The organism is Candidatus Chryseobacterium colombiense (assembly GCA_029203185.1).
Taxonomy (GTDB): Bacteria; Bacteroidota; Bacteroidia; order Flavobacteriales; family Weeksellaceae; genus Chryseobacterium; species Chryseobacterium colombiense.
The window spans coordinates 1,253,901-1,270,519 of sequence record CP119310.1; the positions used below are offsets into that span (position 1 = coordinate 1,253,901).

Annotated in this window: 14 protein-coding genes; 12 read left to right on the forward strand and 2 right to left on the reverse strand. The window is 35.4% G+C overall.

Annotated elements, in window-relative coordinates; genetic code table 11:
• Positions 1-229: 229 nt before the first annotated feature.
• From P0Y62_05450 to P0Y62_05475, 6 genes are all read left to right on the forward strand, one after another.
• Complete coding sequence (locus tag P0Y62_05450) at positions 230-1,048, forward strand: hypothetical protein (GenBank protein WEK71001.1); 819 nt, start codon at positions 230-232, stop codon at positions 1,046-1,048.
• A gap of 163 nt (positions 1,049-1,211) precedes the next feature.
• Positions 1,212-1,616, forward strand: a complete 405-nt coding sequence (locus tag P0Y62_05455) for a hypothetical protein (GenBank protein ID WEK71002.1) — start codon at positions 1,212-1,214, stop codon at positions 1,614-1,616.
• A 7-nt stretch (positions 1,617-1,623) separates the two neighbouring features.
• Positions 1,624-2,355: a CsgE family curli-type amyloid fiber assembly protein gene (locus P0Y62_05460; protein ID WEK71003.1), complete on the forward strand. Its 732-nt coding sequence runs from the start codon at positions 1,624-1,626 to the stop codon at positions 2,353-2,355.
• A gap of 11 nt (positions 2,356-2,366) precedes the next feature.
• Positions 2,367-2,780, forward strand: coding sequence for a curli assembly protein CsgF (locus P0Y62_05465; GenBank protein WEK71004.1), 414 nt, complete (start codon positions 2,367-2,369; stop codon positions 2,778-2,780).
• 21 nt (positions 2,781-2,801) lie between these two features.
• Positions 2,802-4,169: a CsgG/HfaB family protein gene (locus tag P0Y62_05470; GenBank protein ID WEK71005.1), complete on the forward strand. Its 1,368-nt coding sequence runs from the start codon at positions 2,802-2,804 to the stop codon at positions 4,167-4,169.
• An 11-nt stretch (positions 4,170-4,180) separates the two neighbouring features.
• Positions 4,181-5,692, forward strand: a complete 1,512-nt coding sequence (locus tag P0Y62_05475; GenBank protein WEK71006.1) for a carboxypeptidase regulatory-like domain-containing protein — start codon at positions 4,181-4,183, stop codon at positions 5,690-5,692.
• A 188-nt stretch (positions 5,693-5,880) separates the two neighbouring features.
• Here P0Y62_05475 and P0Y62_05480 read toward each other — a convergent pair whose 3' ends face one another.
• Together P0Y62_05480 and P0Y62_05485 are read right to left on the reverse strand one after the other, a co-directional pair.
• A complete protein-coding gene (locus P0Y62_05480) occupies positions 5,881-6,531 on the reverse strand; it encodes a response regulator transcription factor (GenBank protein WEK71007.1) in 651 nt (216 codons plus the stop codon).
• A 371-nt stretch (positions 6,532-6,902) separates the two neighbouring features.
• Positions 6,903-7,079 carry a histone H1 gene (locus P0Y62_05485; GenBank protein ID WEK71008.1) on the reverse strand — a complete coding sequence of 59 codons (177 nt, stop codon included), beginning with the start codon at positions 7,077-7,079 and terminating at the stop codon, positions 6,903-6,905.
• A gap of 246 nt (positions 7,080-7,325) precedes the next feature.
• Here P0Y62_05485 and P0Y62_05490 point away from each other — a divergent pair, with 246 nt between their 5' ends.
• The 6 genes from P0Y62_05490 to P0Y62_05515 all read left to right on the forward strand — a co-directional run bounded on the left by P0Y62_05490 (position 7,326) and on the right by P0Y62_05515 (position 16,521).
• A complete protein-coding gene (locus P0Y62_05490) occupies positions 7,326-7,733 on the forward strand; it encodes a VOC family protein (GenBank protein ID WEK71009.1) in 408 nt (135 codons plus the stop codon).
• A 208-nt stretch (positions 7,734-7,941) separates the two neighbouring features.
• Positions 7,942-9,345 (forward strand): glycoside hydrolase family 28 protein, encoded by a 1,404-nt coding sequence (locus P0Y62_05495; protein ID WEK71010.1) that lies wholly within the window; start codon positions 7,942-7,944, stop codon positions 9,343-9,345.
• Position 9,346: 1 nt separating this feature from the next.
• Positions 9,347-12,955 (forward strand): DUF4450 domain-containing protein, encoded by a 3,609-nt coding sequence (locus P0Y62_05500; protein ID WEK71011.1) that lies wholly within the window; start codon positions 9,347-9,349, stop codon positions 12,953-12,955.
• 137 nt (positions 12,956-13,092) lie between these two features.
• Positions 13,093-15,228 carry a hypothetical protein gene (locus P0Y62_05505; protein ID WEK71012.1) on the forward strand — a complete coding sequence of 712 codons (2,136 nt, stop codon included), beginning with the start codon at positions 13,093-13,095 and terminating at the stop codon, positions 15,226-15,228.
• Positions 15,229-15,486: 258 nt separating this feature from the next.
• The gene (locus tag P0Y62_05510) at positions 15,487-15,687 is read left to right on the forward strand and encodes a hypothetical protein (protein WEK71013.1); all 201 of its coding nucleotides are present in this window, start codon (positions 15,487-15,489) and stop codon (positions 15,685-15,687) included.
• A 102-nt stretch (positions 15,688-15,789) separates the two neighbouring features.
• Positions 15,790-16,521, forward strand: a complete 732-nt coding sequence (locus P0Y62_05515; GenBank protein ID WEK71014.1) for an IS1595 family transposase — start codon at positions 15,790-15,792, stop codon at positions 16,519-16,521.
• Positions 16,522-16,619: the final 98 nt, after the last annotated feature.

Sequence of the window (16,619 nt, forward strand, 5' to 3'; positions counted from 1 at the left end):
TTTTCCATTTTATTTCATTTTGAAATTCCTTCAAGATTTCAGCTACTTATTTTTGGTGATGAGACACCGTGATTTCCCGTAACAATAATCTGGTAGATGAGAAAAACCACAAACGGTTAGTTTTAATACCGTATTTGGTTATTTTACTAATTTACACGGGTTTGGTGGTTTCTCACTTTAGTTTTGCGTCTACCTTTGTTTCACTATTAACCAATTAATTTTTACCAAAATGAAAAATTTTATTACTGGTGTATTTACACTATTGGCAACAGGATTCGCATTCGCTCAAGCAAACATTGATGTGAGTACTCAAATGGGAAACTTAAATGTAGCAACTGTGAATCAGGCAGGACTTCTTAATCAAAATTATCTTGTACAGGACGGTAATCGTAACAGTGCAGATATTGATCAAACCGGAGCTTTTAATCTAAATATTGCTTCGAGTCATGGTAACAGAAACTCTATTGACGTAGACCAAATAGGTTTAGCAAACGTAAACGTAACCAATCAGTTTGGGAATCGAAATTCTGCCAAAACATGGCAAGTAGGAGCTTATAACTCTACTACCCAAACACAAATTGGTAGAAGAAATGATGCAACTTCCACACAATGGGGATGGGGAAATGAAGTAATACAATATCAGAATGGTAGAAGAAATGAAGCATCTGCCTTACAGGTAGGAATCGATAACAGCGCTACACAAATACAGGCAGGTAGAAGAAATGATGCTTCAGCCGTACAACTTGGAAGTGGAAATTCTATTTTACAATATCAAATCGGTAATGATAATATGGCTTCTCACACTCAGGTAGGTATGGATAATGTGGCTGCTGCTACACAGGTAGGTAATAATAATTCTGCAACAGGAGTACAAATTGGTTCTGACAACGAATTGTATCAATTACAGATTGGTAATTCGAATACAGCAATTGATTCTCAATTAGGAAATAGTAATATGACATCAGTAAGTCAATTCGGAACTTACAATTTCCACTTAGGAACTCAGGTTGGAAATGGTAATTCATTGACAGTAGTACAATCTAACTAATAAGTTAATAAGCAATGAAAAGGAGAAGCTAAAACACTTCTCCTTTTCATTTTTTAACAACCGTATTTTCCCTATTGAATGTAACTGGAAACAATGATTTTAATAGTGTACCCTATTCATGTGTTTTGTGGAAATAAGTATTAAGGTACCTTTAAATAAAAAAATGAACACCCTCGTCCGATTCTTTTTCTGCGTTGGATTGTTACTTTTTTCTTATATGAAATCGCAACAGGTAGAATGGAATCAAATTAACAGCAACAATGCTTTAGATTTAACGCTCGTACAGGCTAAAGATAATTTTACTTCATATTCAAATATTATACAGATAGGAGATGCTAATAATGTGGAGGCCATGATCAATGCGAAAACCAGTATTCTTATCCAGCAGCTTGGAGATTACAACAGCTTATTCTTTAACAATTCTTTTTCGGATACCAAGACAAAAAACGCAATCAGCACCCAAGGTAATAACAATATTATCGATATAACGGGAAGCAACAGTGTATCTGAAAACATGAAGCTGAATGTAAAAGGTGATAATATGACCATATTTATGCGGAATTATTAAAAAAGAAATGATGAGAAAAATTCTTTTACTGTTTATTTTTCTTGCCATCTTTCTGTCCGTTGACTGCTATGCTCAGGAAGAAAGAAAAGTATCTGCCAAAATTGAAAGTGAAACCATAGAACAGCAATTAATTGTAAAAGCTTTTGCCTCCAACAGCACCACTGTCTATAAAGAACTGAATTATCTTTTAGTATCCATCAAAAAAGGAAACGGGGGCAATCTTTCCAATAACCGCCAAAGCGGAAAGTTTTCCATAAACCCCAATGAAGTAAAAAAGCTATCCGAGCTCAGTGTAAATCTGGATAAAAAAGATGCTTTAAAAATATTTCTCTATATAAGAGATGAAGAATCTCAAAAACTTATTGCTAAAGATAGTCTGGAAATCAACCAGGAAGCCTTTAGTAAGAAAACAAGTAAAATTGAAGAAGATGTTTTCTCAGAACTTAAAGGACTGACCATAGATGAAACAAAAACCAAAGTGGGAAAAGACTTTTATGATTTGTTTTACATGCAATACAGCCAGCTTCCGGAGAAAAACAATTCTACAATCACGATATCAGAGATTCCTACACGGGGAGTAAACGGACAGATTAATATTGCAATTGAAGATAAGGTTATCTATAGTTTCATGACCAATCCCAGTGAAGACTATTTAAAAGAACAGCTTTTTAACAGCTTCCGCTTGATTAAAGAATTTATCGCTAAGAAAAATCTTATTAAAAATGAATTTATATACTAAAAACAATGACCATGAAATCACTTTTCGTTTTTCTTATTCTGTTTTGCGGAGCATTTCTTGGGAAATCTCAGCAGCTTGTATATAAACCTATCAATCCCGCCTTTGGGGGAGATACTTTTAACTACCAATGGCTATTGAGCTCTGCAAACGCTCAGAATCAATTTGATAACAATAAAAACAATTTGAACGATTTGCTAGGCAAAATGAATTCTATGGATAGTTTCAGTGAGAGTTTAAACAGACAAATTCTCAGTCAATTATCACAGAAATTGTTTGAAAATCAATTTGGTAACGGTGAACTTAAACCCGGAAATTATCTTATAGGCTCCTTGTATGTACAAATTTCCAGCACAGCACAAGGACTGTTGATTAGTATTTTGGATACCAGTACGGGAGATCAATCTGAGATTGTGATTCCAAAATAAAAATAATAAAACTAATTTACCATGAGATTTTACATTTACATCAGAATTTTTTTCTGTGTAGCACTTTTAGGTGTTTCTATAGGATGCAGTTCTTTATTCGGACTTCCTTCTACCCCAGAAAAATCAACACTTGGCGAAAATACTCCTTACACAAAAGAGTTAAAAGATCTTATTCCGCCAAAAGAACGTATTGTAATAGGTGTCTATAAATTTAGAGATCAGACAGGTCAGTATAAACCATCCGAAAATGGGAATAATTGGAGCACGGCCGTACCTCAAGGTACCACAACAATTCTTATTAAAGCGTTGGAAGACAGCAACTGGTTTATCCCTATAGAAAGAGAAAATATCGCCAACTTACTGAACGAAAGACAGATCATTCGATCTACACGTCAGGAATACCTGAAAGACACAGACAAAAATACTCAGACATTACCCCCACTTCTTTATGCAGGAATCCTTTTGGAAGGCGGGGTTATTTCATATGATAGCAATGTCATGACAGGAGGTTTAGGAGCCAGATATTTTGGAATAGGAGCATCTACACAATACAGACAAGACAGAATTACTATCTATCTGCGTGCAGTTTCTACTTTAAATGGAGAGATACTCAAAACAGTTTACACTTCAAAAACTATTCTTTCTACGAGTGTTAATGGCAGCTTTTTCAGATATATAGATACCGAAAGACTCTTGGAAGCCGAAGTTGGATTAACACAAAATGAACCTGTACAGCTTGCAGTGACAGAAGCGATCGAAAAAGCCGTAAAAGGATTAATTGTTGAAGGAGTAAGAGATAAAATATGGGGTAAAGCGGTAGATGATAATACAGCCATTTATCAGCCTCTTATCAAAAGCTATGAAAACGAACAAAATGATAATCAGAACAGAGTGATTGGAAATAAATATCCTGCCGATTACAGACAAAAGTTCGCTTTGTATGCCAATCTTGAAACACAAAAAGTAAAAGATGACTACATCAATTCTAAATTTAATCTGGGAGCTAAATTTGGTTTCAAATACTTTATTAACCCCTATTTAAATATAGACTTTAGTGCTAGTGTTTTAACTCTAGAAAATCAAAATATTTTTTCCCGTACCTATTTTGCACCTGAAGTAAACTTAGAATGTATCGTTTTGCCCCAGTATAAACTTACACCCTTTATTTATGGGGGAATCGGAGCCATGTATTCCGGTGTGAATCCTCAGTATAAAGGCCAGTTTGGTGGCGGATTAGAATATATGGCCGGAAAAAACTTCGGAATAAGAGCTTCTTCACAATATGATTTAGGATTTAAAGATGATTGGGACGGAATTGTGAATGGAAAAAGAAAAGACCAGGCTTTGCGATTTTCAATAGGAGTTAACTTTTACATTGGAAAAAAATAAAAACTTAAACTATGAAAACTATATTTAGAATTCTCAGTATACTCATCTTTTCAATTTTTCTTGTTTCTTGTAACGAAGATCTTATTGATCAGGTTCAATCTGGAACACTAAGAGGGAAAGTAGTGAAAAGAGGAACGAATGTGCCTATTGAAAACGTGAAAATCTTTACGGCACCCACCACAGAAACTGTTTTTAGTAAAGCAGACGGAACTTTTGAAATACCTAATATGCCTGTTGGAAATTATTCTGTAAAAGCTGAATTGAGTGGATATTTGACCACATTTCAGGCAGTCAACATTCAAAAAAAGGATCAGATTGTCACCGTTGCTTTTGAATTAGATGATGATAATTCGCTGAATACAGCACCTACAACACCACAATTACTCAGCCCTACAGACAACTCCGTCAATCAGCCTCTCACGGTAGAACTTACCTGGAACTCTACAGATCCGGATACAGATGATGTACTAAAATATAATCTGACCATTAAAAATAATCTTGATACGAATGTGATTCAGGTCAATGATCTTACGGCCAAGCATTATACACTTTCGAATCTTAAATTCGGAGTCAGCTATTTCTGGCAGGTTTCAGTTTCTGACGGAGTACATTCTCCGGTATTAAGTGCCATCAGCAAATTTACCACCAATACAGTTCCACTTAATCGATATCATTATGTACAAAAACAGAATGGGAATTTATTCATTGTATCGAGTAATGAATTAGGAGTCAATTTCCAATTTACCAATTCATCTTATAACAGTTGGCGACCTAGAAAAAATAATAATGCAGGATTAATTGCATTCCTAAGAACCGAAGGAGGAAATACCCATATTTATACAGCCAATCCAGATGGTTCTAATGTATTTAAAGTAACGACCGTTCCTGTTGCCGGATTTAACAACAACGAGTTGGATTTTTCTTGGAGTACCAATGGACAGGAATTTCTCTACGCAAACTTTAATAAACTGTACAGAATAAATAAAGATGGTAGTGGTTTGAATTTAGTATACACCGCACCTTCCGGAACAATGATTTCAGAATGTGACTGGAGCTATGACGGAAGCAAAATTGCATTAAAAACTAATAATGTGAATGGGTATAGTACGCAGATTTATATTATTGATATGTTGGGCAATACCTTAAAAACAATTTTATCGGGAACTTTAGGAGCTAGTGGCGGTCTCAATTTTTCAGTTGATGGAAACCGACTTTTGTATACCCGTGATATGTCAGGATTTGAAGATGGAAGTGGTAATTACAGACAGTTGGATACAAGAATTTTTGTCTACGATTTTCTGACAAACACAACCTACGACGTATCTTCCAAAAGTGATAGACCTCAGGGAACAAATGATTTAGACCCTCGGTTCTCACCGAATAATGCACAAATTATTTTTATGAATACCTCTAATGATAATATTTCTCAGAAAAATGTAGTTGTAGTAGATTTGAACAGTGCCATGACTGATATGACAAGAACAATTCTCTTTACCAATGCAGAAATGCCGGATTACGAATAAGCATTTTTAAATAGTATAAAAGACTTACCTCAAAAAGTAGGTCATCAGCTAAAGCTCAGATTTTATTATCTGAGCTTTAATTTTAGAAGAAAAATAGAAAATGATAATACATTACACGCCAATTCATAAAAATAAACACCAGATAAAACTTTATCTGGTGTTTATTTAAGAAATGATAATGTTGGTTATTAGTCTATAATATGATTTTCAATCGCATATTTTACAACACCTACAGAATTTTTAACATTTAATTTCAATAAAATTCTTTTACGATGGGTTTCTACGGTATTTATACTTATAAAAAGTTTTTCGGAAATATCCTTACTGCTTAAGCCGTCACAAATTAATTTTAATATTTCCAGTTCGCGTTTAGTAAGCGGATCTTGAATATGAAGTCTTTGCTTTCTTTCATCTGTGTTCAAGAAGTTGATCATTTTTTCTTTCGCATAGTCACAAATATAAATTTCATTTAAAAGCAAAGCCTGTATAGATTTTAAAAACTCATCATATCTGCTGTTTTTATCGAGGTAGCTTTTTATCCCTTTATTAAACAGTTTCCTTATATCCATTATATCATAATTGTTTCCTATGATAATGATCTTTATAGCTTTATTATTCGTAGTAATTTTTTCTACATTTTTATAAAGATCTGTAAGCATAAGCATATTGGAACTGATCATTAAGAATTCGGGGGATTTGTCCTGAAGATTTTCTTGAAGAGCTTCATTAGAATTACACAAATCAACCACACTAAAAAGGTTGCTCTGAGTCAGGAGTTTTGATAAACCTTCAGTATAAAGCATGGGCTCATCAAAAATTGTTAATCTTGGCTTCATCATGGTTTAGTTTTTTTCACATAGTAAATATACAAAAAAAAGCTCACCTTTTTAATTAAACAGCTAATTTAATTCTGTTTTTATTGTTTTTTTGTTTTGTTTTTTAAATATTTTTTAAATATTCAATAAATAATTCTCTTTTTTTTGATTTGTATAAAAAAAATATGAGTTATTATTTGATAAACCATTTATTGATAGGCTTTTTTGAAATATTTTTCAATTTAATTAACGTTTTAGTGATATGTAATTGTACATGGTGTATAAAAAGAGAGACCATTAAAATAGTCCCTCTTTTATTTTCTTTTAACTTAAATATACCGCTACTCATTAAAAGACACAAAAAAACCGGCTCAAATAAGCCGGTAAAGAAATTTTTATTTTTTAGATTCTTCAACAGAAACTTTTCTGAAATCTTTGAACAGTTTGCTCAATTCCAAAGCTGCTTTACGAGCTCTAGTCCCAGCTGCTTTGTTTCCTTTCTCAGCTTGTTGGTTAGCTTCAGTTGTAAAAGTTTCGAATTCCGCGTTGATTTTTTCAATTAGTTCTTTCATGTATTTAAAATTTTAGGCTGCAAATATAGGTTTTCAGGTGATTCTAGCCTAATTGTGAAGAAAAAAATTGTGAGAATTAATGAATAATTGATAATGTTAATTTGAAATTGCACAAATTGTTGCCTTTTTTAAATCAAACCCTCTTTATCCAAGATTAAAAACAATATTAAAAAAAAGAAAGAACTACTGACAGACTCATGTCACAATCCCCTTCTATTTTTGTCTTACAATTTTAAAATTAAAAAAATGAAGTTAGTATCAACACGTATTATTACAGCCAATGTAGAAAGCCTAATCCGGTTTTATGAAAAAATAACAGGGATTCACGCCATTCAATATACTCCTGATTTCGCAGAATTGAAAACAGCAACAGCAACAATTGCTATCGGAAGTATTAATACTCTACAATTTTTCGGAGGAGAGAGCGTGGCAAGACCTGCAGACAATAAAACGGCCATCATAGAATTTTGGGTTGATGACGTAGACAATGAATTTGAACGTTTAAAAACCTACTTATCATCTTCTGTAGTGCAGGAGCCTACCACAATGCCTTGGGGAAACAGATCATTATTATTCAGAGATCCTGACGGAAATTTGATTAATTTTTTTACGCCTGTTGCCAAGGAAGCAGTAGAAAAGTTTGCTGCAGAATAAGCAACCTATTAGGAATACCTTTAATAAGAATCGTCTTAATTTTAAGGCGATTTTTATTTTATACTATCGATTTAAAATTTCACTATTTCTCATAAACCTTAAAATATTTTTACTTTGCCGACAGTGCAGGATAATTTTTAAACATAATTGGTTTAGATTGCGATACATAAAGGAAAATAGCTGCAATAGCCTCTTAAAACCTGACCTTATGAAAAAATATGCCTTATTCTTTTTACTCTTAGCATTATCGGTACCGTTTTCGGCTCAATATAAACCCTGGACTTCCGCACAGCAGCCTTTAAAAGAAATTGAAGCGCTCAAACAGCAGATTGTGAAGCCCAATTTTAGAAAAAAAGATTACCTCATCACAGATTTTGGAGCCATTGGAGATGGAAAAACCAAAAATACCGAAGCATTTAAGAAAGCGATTGAAAAATGCAATGCAGAAGGTGGCGGAAGAGTCGTAGTGCCTAAAGGTATTTTTTTAACCGGGGCTATCTATTTAAAAAGTAATGTCAATCTTTATGTAAGCAAAGACGCTACCATTCTGTTCAGCCAGGACAGCAACGACTACCCTATCGTTTTCACGAGATGGGAAGGGATGGAATGCATGAACTATTCCTCCTTAATCTATGCTTATGAAGAAGAAAATATTGCCGTAACCGGAGAAGGAACATTGGATGGAAATGCAGATATGGACAACTGGTGGTTTTGGTGCGGTGCCGCAAAATATGGCTATAACGAATCCCGTTCGGGAAGACAAAATCCGGCACGTGCAAAACTTCACGAATATATGGCGCAGAGAAAACCTGCAAAAGAAAGAATTTTTGGTGACGGACATTATTTAAGACCCAATTTTGTGCAGCCTTACCGATGCAAAAACTTCTGGATGGCAGATGTCTTGGTTAAAAACTCCCCGATGTGGAATCTGAATCCTGTTCTGTGCGAAAATGTATTGATCGAAAGGGTAAAAGTAATCAGTCACGGCCCGAATAATGATGGGTGCGATCCCGAAGCCTGCAAAAATGTATGGATCACAGACTGCTATTTTGATACCGGAGATGACTGTATCGCCATTAAATCAGGAAGAGATGAAGACGGAAGAGATATCGGAAGACCGGCCGAAAATCATATCATAGAAAATTGCGAAATGAAAGACGGTCACGGAGGAGTGGTAATTGGAAGTGAAATTGCAGGAGGCGCCAAAAACATTTACGCGATTGGCAATATCATGGACAGTAAAAATCTGGAAAGGGCTTTAAGAATCAAAACCAGCTCAAGCCGTGGCGGAATCATCGAAAATGTATTTTTTTACAATACCAAAGTAGGCGCTTACAAAGAAGCAGCGGTCCGTTTCAATATGCATTATGAAAAACCCGGTAACTTTATTCCTACCATCAGAAATATCTGGGTGGAAAACCTGACGGTTGAAAAAGGAGGAAAATATGCTGTATTCTCCGATGCTTATGAATCTTCTCCGGTCACCGATTTTACGATGATCAATTCTAAAATGAACGGTATCGAGATTCCGTATAAAGTGGATTATTTGAAAAATGTCACATTGAAAAACGTAAGTGTAAACGGAAAACCTTTAACCGAGCTAAAGCCTTAAAATGCGAAGAAAATCCATTTTCACCGGACTGATTTTTTTATCCGCAATTTCACATTCTTATTCCCAGTCAAAACACTGGCAGAATAATGACCGTGAGCTGCATTATAAAGAAGACAAAGGTGATTTTTTATTGGTCAACGGAAAATACCGTTTCAATCGAGCATTATACGGTGATCATCGTGCTTCGCGTGTAGAAGCCGGAGATCTGCCGGAATTTGCGCTCTATCTTCCGGGAATGGGCGGAAATCTACAATTCATCATTCAGAAAGGAAAGTCAATTAAAAAATTAATTAACGCTGACAACATTGAAACCCGTTATCGTCCAGGAACGATGCTGTATGAAATTCAAGATCCTATTCTTGGAAGCGGAAGTTTAAAATTAACCGTTTTAGCACAAGCGAAAGAAGAAGGTTTGGTTGTAAAAATGGAAACTGTCAATATAGATGCTTCAACAAAAATCTATGCAGTTTATGGCGGCGCAAGCGGAACGACTTTCAGCAGGAACGGCGATATCGGCGCGGATCCGGAATCCGGATTTTACTTACTCCCTGAATATTGCCTGCAGAATCAGTTTCAAATCAATAAAAACCATTTTCAGCTTACTTATTTAAATAAGAAAAAAGAAAATCAGATTGTTAACGGAAGTTTTTCAGGAATTAATTCATTGCAATCAACTGATGCTAAAACGTTAGACCTACTCTTTGAACTCACTCAAAATAAAACGGAAAAATCCCCGATTGTTTACGCTTCTTATTCTTCACAGAAAAATCCGGTTTACATTCAGGTTGCCAAAGGAAAATTAGCTAAAAACCTTTCGGATGAAGAATTGAAAAATATCTTTAATGAAGCCGAGAAATCGCGCCTCATTTTAACCAATCGAATTCAATTAAAGATTCCGGATGCAGATTTAACTCAATTCGGAACCAATTTAGCAGTAGCCGCAGACGGAATCTGGGAAAGTCCGACCTTTTTACACGGTGCTGTAGCGTGGAGAATGCGACTGAATGCGTGGCGTGGCGCTTACACAGCCGATGCATTGAGTTGGCACGACCGGGCAAAAGAACACTTTGAAAGTTATGCCAATTCACAGGTTTTGAAACCCGATTCTGCACCTGTGGAAATGGACACGTTATTACATTTGGCTAGAAGTGCGGAAAAAATGGGAACTTCAGTTTTCTCGAGCGGATACATTTCGAGGAACCCAAACGACAATACAAAACCGCATCATTACAATATGAATCTGGTGTTTTTTGATCAGTTATTCTCCCATTTCAATTATACCGGAGATAAAGAGCTTTTGAAGAAAATGTGGCCGACAATGGTTCGTCATATGAATTGGGAAAAACGGAATTTCAAACGGGGTGATCTGTATGATGCCTATGCCGCGATTTGGGCGAGTGATGCGTTACAGTATTCAGGGGGAAAAGTGACGCATACTTCGGCCTATAACTACAGAGCCAACCGTGAAATGGCGAAACTCGCAAAGATCATAGGTGAAAACCCTCAACCTTATGAACAGGAAGCCGATGACATTATAAAAGCGATGAAAAATCAGCTTTGGATTAAGAACAAAGGCTATTTTGCAGAATACAAAGATGCTTTAGGCAATCAAATTATTCACGACAAACCTGGAATCTGGTCAATTTATCATGTTTCAGATGCTTATATTCTGGATGAATTTGAAAATTATCAGAACTTACAATACATCAGTAATTATACTCCTAAAATCCCGATCACAGTAAAAGGAGCGGTAAATAAAGACTATTATACTTTATCAACAACCAATTGGCAGCCTTATGACTGGTCGATTAACAATGTTGCTTTAGCGGAAAATTTACAGACGGCTTTAGCGTACTGGCAAGCCGGAAGAAATGAAGATGCCTATCAACTTTGGAAGGGAAATCTAGTTGAAAGTATGTATTACGGAATAAGCCCCGGAAACTTCCAGCAGCTTTCTCATTATGATGCTTTCCGTGGAGAACTGTACCGCGATTTTGCCGACCCGATTGGTGTGGCTTCAAGAACTTTGACAGAAGGACTTTTCGGAGTATATCCAAACTTGCTTGAGAATAAAATCAGTATCAACCCCGGATTTCCAAAAGATTGGAATTCTACATCCTTGAAACTTCCGGACTGGGAATATCAGTTTAAAAGAACTTCGAATAAAACAGAATATATTTTCACATCAAAATATCAGAATCCGGTGGCATTGGAAATGCAGATCCCTGTGAATTATTCCAATATACAATCGGTAAAAGTAAATGGCAAAAAGATAGACTGGAAAATTAAATCCAATTCTATTTTACAACCGATTATTCAGTTTGAAACACCTATAGGAAAAGATTTTAAGATTGAAATCAATTATTTGGGAGAAGAAATAAAAAATGAACAGACGGATTACATCAATTATATTTCTGAAAATTTTCAGTTGAATTTTGATTCAAAAAAGAAAATAAAGCAAGTCTACGATCCGCAAGGACTAATCAAAAATTCCCCTCCTCCGGAGGGGTGGATTCGACCGAAGGGAGAAAACGGGGTGGTCAGTCCACAATTTGAACTCCCTAAAGAAGAAAGAAAAGGAACATTTTTCGTTCAGGTCGAACAGAATGGAACAACTTGGTGGCTACCTGTGAATGTGGATATTCGTTTTCCTCTAGAGACAAAATGGGTGAATAAAAAACTTCAGATTCAATCAAAATTATCGAATCCAATTAATGGAAAACTGAGTATTAATGGTTTAAATAAAACCTTTTTAGTTCAACAAGGACAAACTGCATGGATTGAAATTCCGGCCGATGCTTTAAGCAAAGGAACCAATTCCATAGAACTCGAATACAACGGAATTAAACAGAATATTGAGATCACAGACTGGGAAATTGAAAATCAAGGTCAGTTCAATACGATCTCATTAGCTTCAAAATACAATGAAAAAGTTACTGAGATTTTCAATCAGAAATACCTTTCGCCAAGGCTGAAAGTCCCTACTCTACAACTTCCGTGGCAGGGAATCGGAAACTGGTGTTATCCATTGATTACCGCTCAAATCGATGATTCCGGATTGATGAATAAAAGAATAAATAACAAAGTTGATTTCTTAGGAATTCCTTTTTTAATTGATAAAACGGATAAAAATATAGTCTTCGTTAGTCAATGGGACAATTATCCGAAATCGGTTGAAGTTCCGGTTTCCGGCAGAGCAAAAAAGATCTATTTCCTGATGGCGGGCTCTACCAATCCGATGCAGTCACAAATTATTAACGGGAAAATTACCGTTCAATATGTTGATAGTTCAACTTCAGAATTGGAATTGAAAAATCCGGTGAATTGGTGGCCGATTGAACAGGATCTGTTTGATGATAATTTTGCGTTTGAAATTCCGGATGATAAAATTCCTTACAGAGTTCAACTGAAAACGGGAGAACTGTACAAAGGCGGAAGTTTGAGCAACTATTCCAGCATCAAAGGATTTACAGACCGTCAGGTTGATGGTGGCGCTGCCACGATTCTGGATATACCACTTGACCCAAATAAAGAATTAAAATCTGTAAAACTGACAGCGGTAAGTAACGACGTAGTGATCGGAATGATGAGTGCCACTGTTTTGAAATAGTTATAATTATTAATAATAAAATAGAACTGGCGGTTTGTCATTCCGAGGAACGAGGAATCTGTTGATAATTGAAAGATTCTTCTTTTCACTTCGTTTCAGTCAGAATGACAAGAGTCAATTAAAGAAATAATTTAAAAATGAAGAAAATAACCATATACCTAAGTCTGTTCTGCATCGGATTTTCTCCTCTCAATGCCCAGAAGATCGACCGTAAGAAGGTAGTTCAGCGTCATAATATAATCAATACCAAAGCGGATACTCTCTCCTCTTTAACGGTAGGAAACGGAAAATTCGCCTACACTGTTGACATAACCGGAATGCAGTCGTTCCCGAAATATTATAAAAACGGAGTCTCGTTGGGAACGCAGTCAGAATGGGGATGGAACAGTTTTCCCAATACTGAAGATTATAAATTTGAAGAAACGTTAAAGCCTTACGATTTTAATAATGACGGGCGAAAAGCATTGTACAGCGTCCAGATCAAAGACCCGGAACGCAACAAAAAGGCTGTTGAATATTTTCGTGTGAATCAGCATCGTCTGCAATTGGGAAATGTTGGAATTGAATTGTATAAAAAAGACGGTCAGAAAGCTAAAGTTTCAGATTTACAGAACATCAATCAGAAAATTGATTTGTGGACAGGAATTATTACAAGTGAATTTACTTTGGAAGGAACTCCTGTAAAAGTTTGGACGGCTTCTTTTCAAAATTCGGATAAAATCGGGGTTAAAATTGAGTCAGATTTAATTCCTCAAAAAAGACTTAAAGTTTTCACCCATTATCCCTATCCCAGCGGACAATTCTTAGATGAAGCCGCATTTTATGGAAATGAAGATCAGCATTCAACAAAAATTATTTCATCAAATGCAACTCAGGGATTAATTGAGCATACATTACAAACGGCCGATTATTTTACCCAGTTGTATTTTACCGATGGAAAATTAAGCGAGACAGGAAAGCATCATTTCGTTTATGAACCTTCTGCTAAAAGCAAAATCCTTGAACTGACGGTTGAATTTTCAGCTAAAAATCCAAAATCAGGCAAAAGCTTATTTACCGATGCAGAAAAGGAAAGCACATCCGGCTGGAAAAACTTCTGGGAAAGCGGTGCAGCCGTTGATTTTGAAGGAAGTACTGATAAAAGAGCGAATGAATTGGAACGCAGGGTTATTTTGTCCGAATATTTAACGAAAGTTCAGTGTGGAGGAAGCAATCCGCCTCAGGAAACAGGTTTAACCTTCAACAGCTGGTACGGAAAACCTCATACGGAAATGCATTGGTGGCATGGCGTTCACTATGCTTTGTGGGGAAGACCTGAAATTTTGGAAAAGCAGTTGGATTATTACTTTAGATCATTTGAAAAAGCAAAAAAGTTAGCTGAAAGACAAGGATATAAAGGAGTCCGATGGATCAAGATGTCGGATAACGAAGGGAATGAAAGTCCGTCTTCTGTTGCTGCATTTTTGATTTGGGAACAGCCGCATTTAATCTATATGACCGAACTTTTATATCGAAATAATAAAGATAAAAAAGTCCTAGAAAAATATAAGGATCTGGTTTTTGCAACAGCAGAATTTATGGCTGACTTTGCGACTTATGATAAAGAGAAAAACCGTTACAATCTTGGAAAAGGTGTGATTCCTGCACAGGAAGTTTTCCCTGCAAAAGACACCTACAACCCGACTTATGAATTGGCGTATTGGGATTGGGCATTGAAAGTAGCTCAGCAATGGAAAGAAAGACTGGGCCAACCTAGAGATAAAAAATGGGATGATGTGATTTCAAAATTGGCTCCACTTCCGGCTCAGGATAATGTTTATTTGTCGACTGAATCGGCAAAAGATTCTTTCACATTTCCTAAGTGGATGACCGATCATCCTTCTGTTTTGGGAGCTTTAGGAATGGTTCCCGAATCTCCGAAACTGGATAAAAAAATCATGAAAAATACGCTGGATATCGTCTGGGAAAGATGGAACTGGAAACATACCTGGGGTTGGGATTTTCCAATGACCGCCATGACTGCAGCAAGATTAGGATTACCCAATAAAGCTCTGGATGCTTTATTCATGAATATTCAAACGAATACCTACCTGAAAAACGGACATAATTATCAGGACGGAAGACTGAGAATTTATCTTCCTGGAAACGATGGTGTTTTAACGACTGTTGCTATGATGCTGGAAGGATGGGACAATTCTGCAGGAGAATTCCCGGGCTTTCCAAAGGACGGTACATGGAAAATAAAAGCAGAAGGCTTTAAGAAAATGCCTTAAAAAAATTTCACATTCATGCTTAAACCGAGGTCTGTTCTGAAACGAGCAGGCCTTTTTTGTATCTGAGATTAGTTATTTTATTTTGGAATTTAATCCATGACTGGTTTATTTAAAATATACCACTTTCTCCTATTCAAATTCAATTCTTAAGTTTACTAAATGGATCATTATTAATTTAGGTAATGATATTGATAACTAACCTTGATTTAATTTAAAATCCTTTTTTCTTTTTTAAGATTAATCATAGTTATCTATCTTATGGAGGATAACAAAATAACACCCGAAACGATATTAGATAATTATTCTGATTTGAATAAAACTAATATTATTGAAGCAATGAAAGAGTTCGCTGGAATTAAAGTGATTGAAGCATTAGAAATAATACTTAAAGACCTTCCTGCTAATCAAACTGAAAAAGCAATGATGAATATTGATTTCGTATTAGAAGAAATTTTATAAATACTTTATTTATCAGCGTTTCCGAAGCTTTTTATATGTAAAATAACCTTTTTAGTTCATCATAGTTAAAAGGGAAGTTATTACATATAAAAAGCTTTTATTATGAATAATTCTCCAAAAGGGATTTTAAGTCTAATCCAAAAGTTTCCTACTGAGGAAAAGTGTATAGAATATTTAGAATCAATACGCTGGAATGGACATATTGATTGTCCTCATTGTGGTAGTACTGAAAAAATATATAAGTTCAAAGATAATAGAACTTATAAGTGCGCAAATTGCAAACGGAATTTTAGTGTAACCAAGAATACTATTTTTGAACGCTCTCACATTCCTCTTAAAAAATGGTTTGTTGCCATTTATCTTTTCGCTTCACATAAAAAGGGGATTTCTTCACATCAATTAGCACGTGATTTAGACATAACTCAGCCAAATGCTTGGTTTTTACTACACCGTATTAGATTCGCAATGAATAATAATCCTGATTTCAAAAGGGTTATGAATGGTATTATTGAAATAGATGAAACATATGTAGGGGGTAAGAATAAAAATCGTCATTGGAGCAAACGAATTCCTAATTCTCAAGGTCGTTCATTAGCCGATAAATCAGCAATATTTGGCATTTTAAGCCGTGAAAGCGGCGTTATTACCTTTCACGCTAAACAACTACCCAAAAAAGGACTTCAAGCTATTATTAAAGCAAAAGTTGCTGAAAATGCCATCGTAAATACAGATGAATATAGAGCCTATTTAGGATTAAACAAATTCTTCACTCATAAGGTTGTTAATCATGGAGCTTATCAATATGCCAATGGTGACATTCATACAACAGTATAGAAGGTTTTTGGAGTTGGTTAAAAAGAAGTATTATTGGTATCTATCATAGTGTGAGCAAAAAATACTTGATGAGATATTGCCGTGAAATGTGCTTTAGA

Coding starts and splice junctions, on each gene's coding strand:
- P0Y62_05505 (WEK71012.1), top strand. CDS start 13,093: ATGAAGAAAATAACCATATACCTAAGTCTGTTCTGCATCGGATTTTCT.
- P0Y62_05490 (WEK71009.1), top strand. CDS start 7,326: ATGAAGTTAGTATCAACACGTATTATTACAGCCAATGTAGAAAGCCTA.
- P0Y62_05460 (WEK71003.1), top strand. CDS start 1,624: ATGATGAGAAAAATTCTTTTACTGTTTATTTTTCTTGCCATCTTTCTG.
- P0Y62_05465 (WEK71004.1), top strand. CDS start 2,367: ATGAAATCACTTTTCGTTTTTCTTATTCTGTTTTGCGGAGCATTTCTT.
- P0Y62_05475 (WEK71006.1), top strand. CDS start 4,181: ATGAAAACTATATTTAGAATTCTCAGTATACTCATCTTTTCAATTTTT.
- P0Y62_05455 (WEK71002.1), top strand. CDS start 1,212: ATGAACACCCTCGTCCGATTCTTTTTCTGCGTTGGATTGTTACTTTTT.
- P0Y62_05450 (WEK71001.1), top strand. CDS start 230: ATGAAAAATTTTATTACTGGTGTATTTACACTATTGGCAACAGGATTC.
- P0Y62_05510 (WEK71013.1), top strand. CDS start 15,487: ATGGAGGATAACAAAATAACACCCGAAACGATATTAGATAATTATTCT.
- P0Y62_05485 (WEK71008.1), bottom strand. CDS start 7,079: ATGAAAGAACTAATTGAAAAAATCAACGCGGAATTCGAAACTTTTACA.
- P0Y62_05500 (WEK71011.1), top strand. CDS start 9,347: ATGCGAAGAAAATCCATTTTCACCGGACTGATTTTTTTATCCGCAATT.
- P0Y62_05495 (WEK71010.1), top strand. CDS start 7,942: ATGAAAAAATATGCCTTATTCTTTTTACTCTTAGCATTATCGGTACCG.
- P0Y62_05470 (WEK71005.1), top strand. CDS start 2,802: ATGAGATTTTACATTTACATCAGAATTTTTTTCTGTGTAGCACTTTTA.
- P0Y62_05480 (WEK71007.1), bottom strand. CDS start 6,531: ATGATGAAGCCAAGATTAACAATTTTTGATGAGCCCATGCTTTATACT.
- P0Y62_05515 (WEK71014.1), top strand. CDS start 15,790: ATGAATAATTCTCCAAAAGGGATTTTAAGTCTAATCCAAAAGTTTCCT.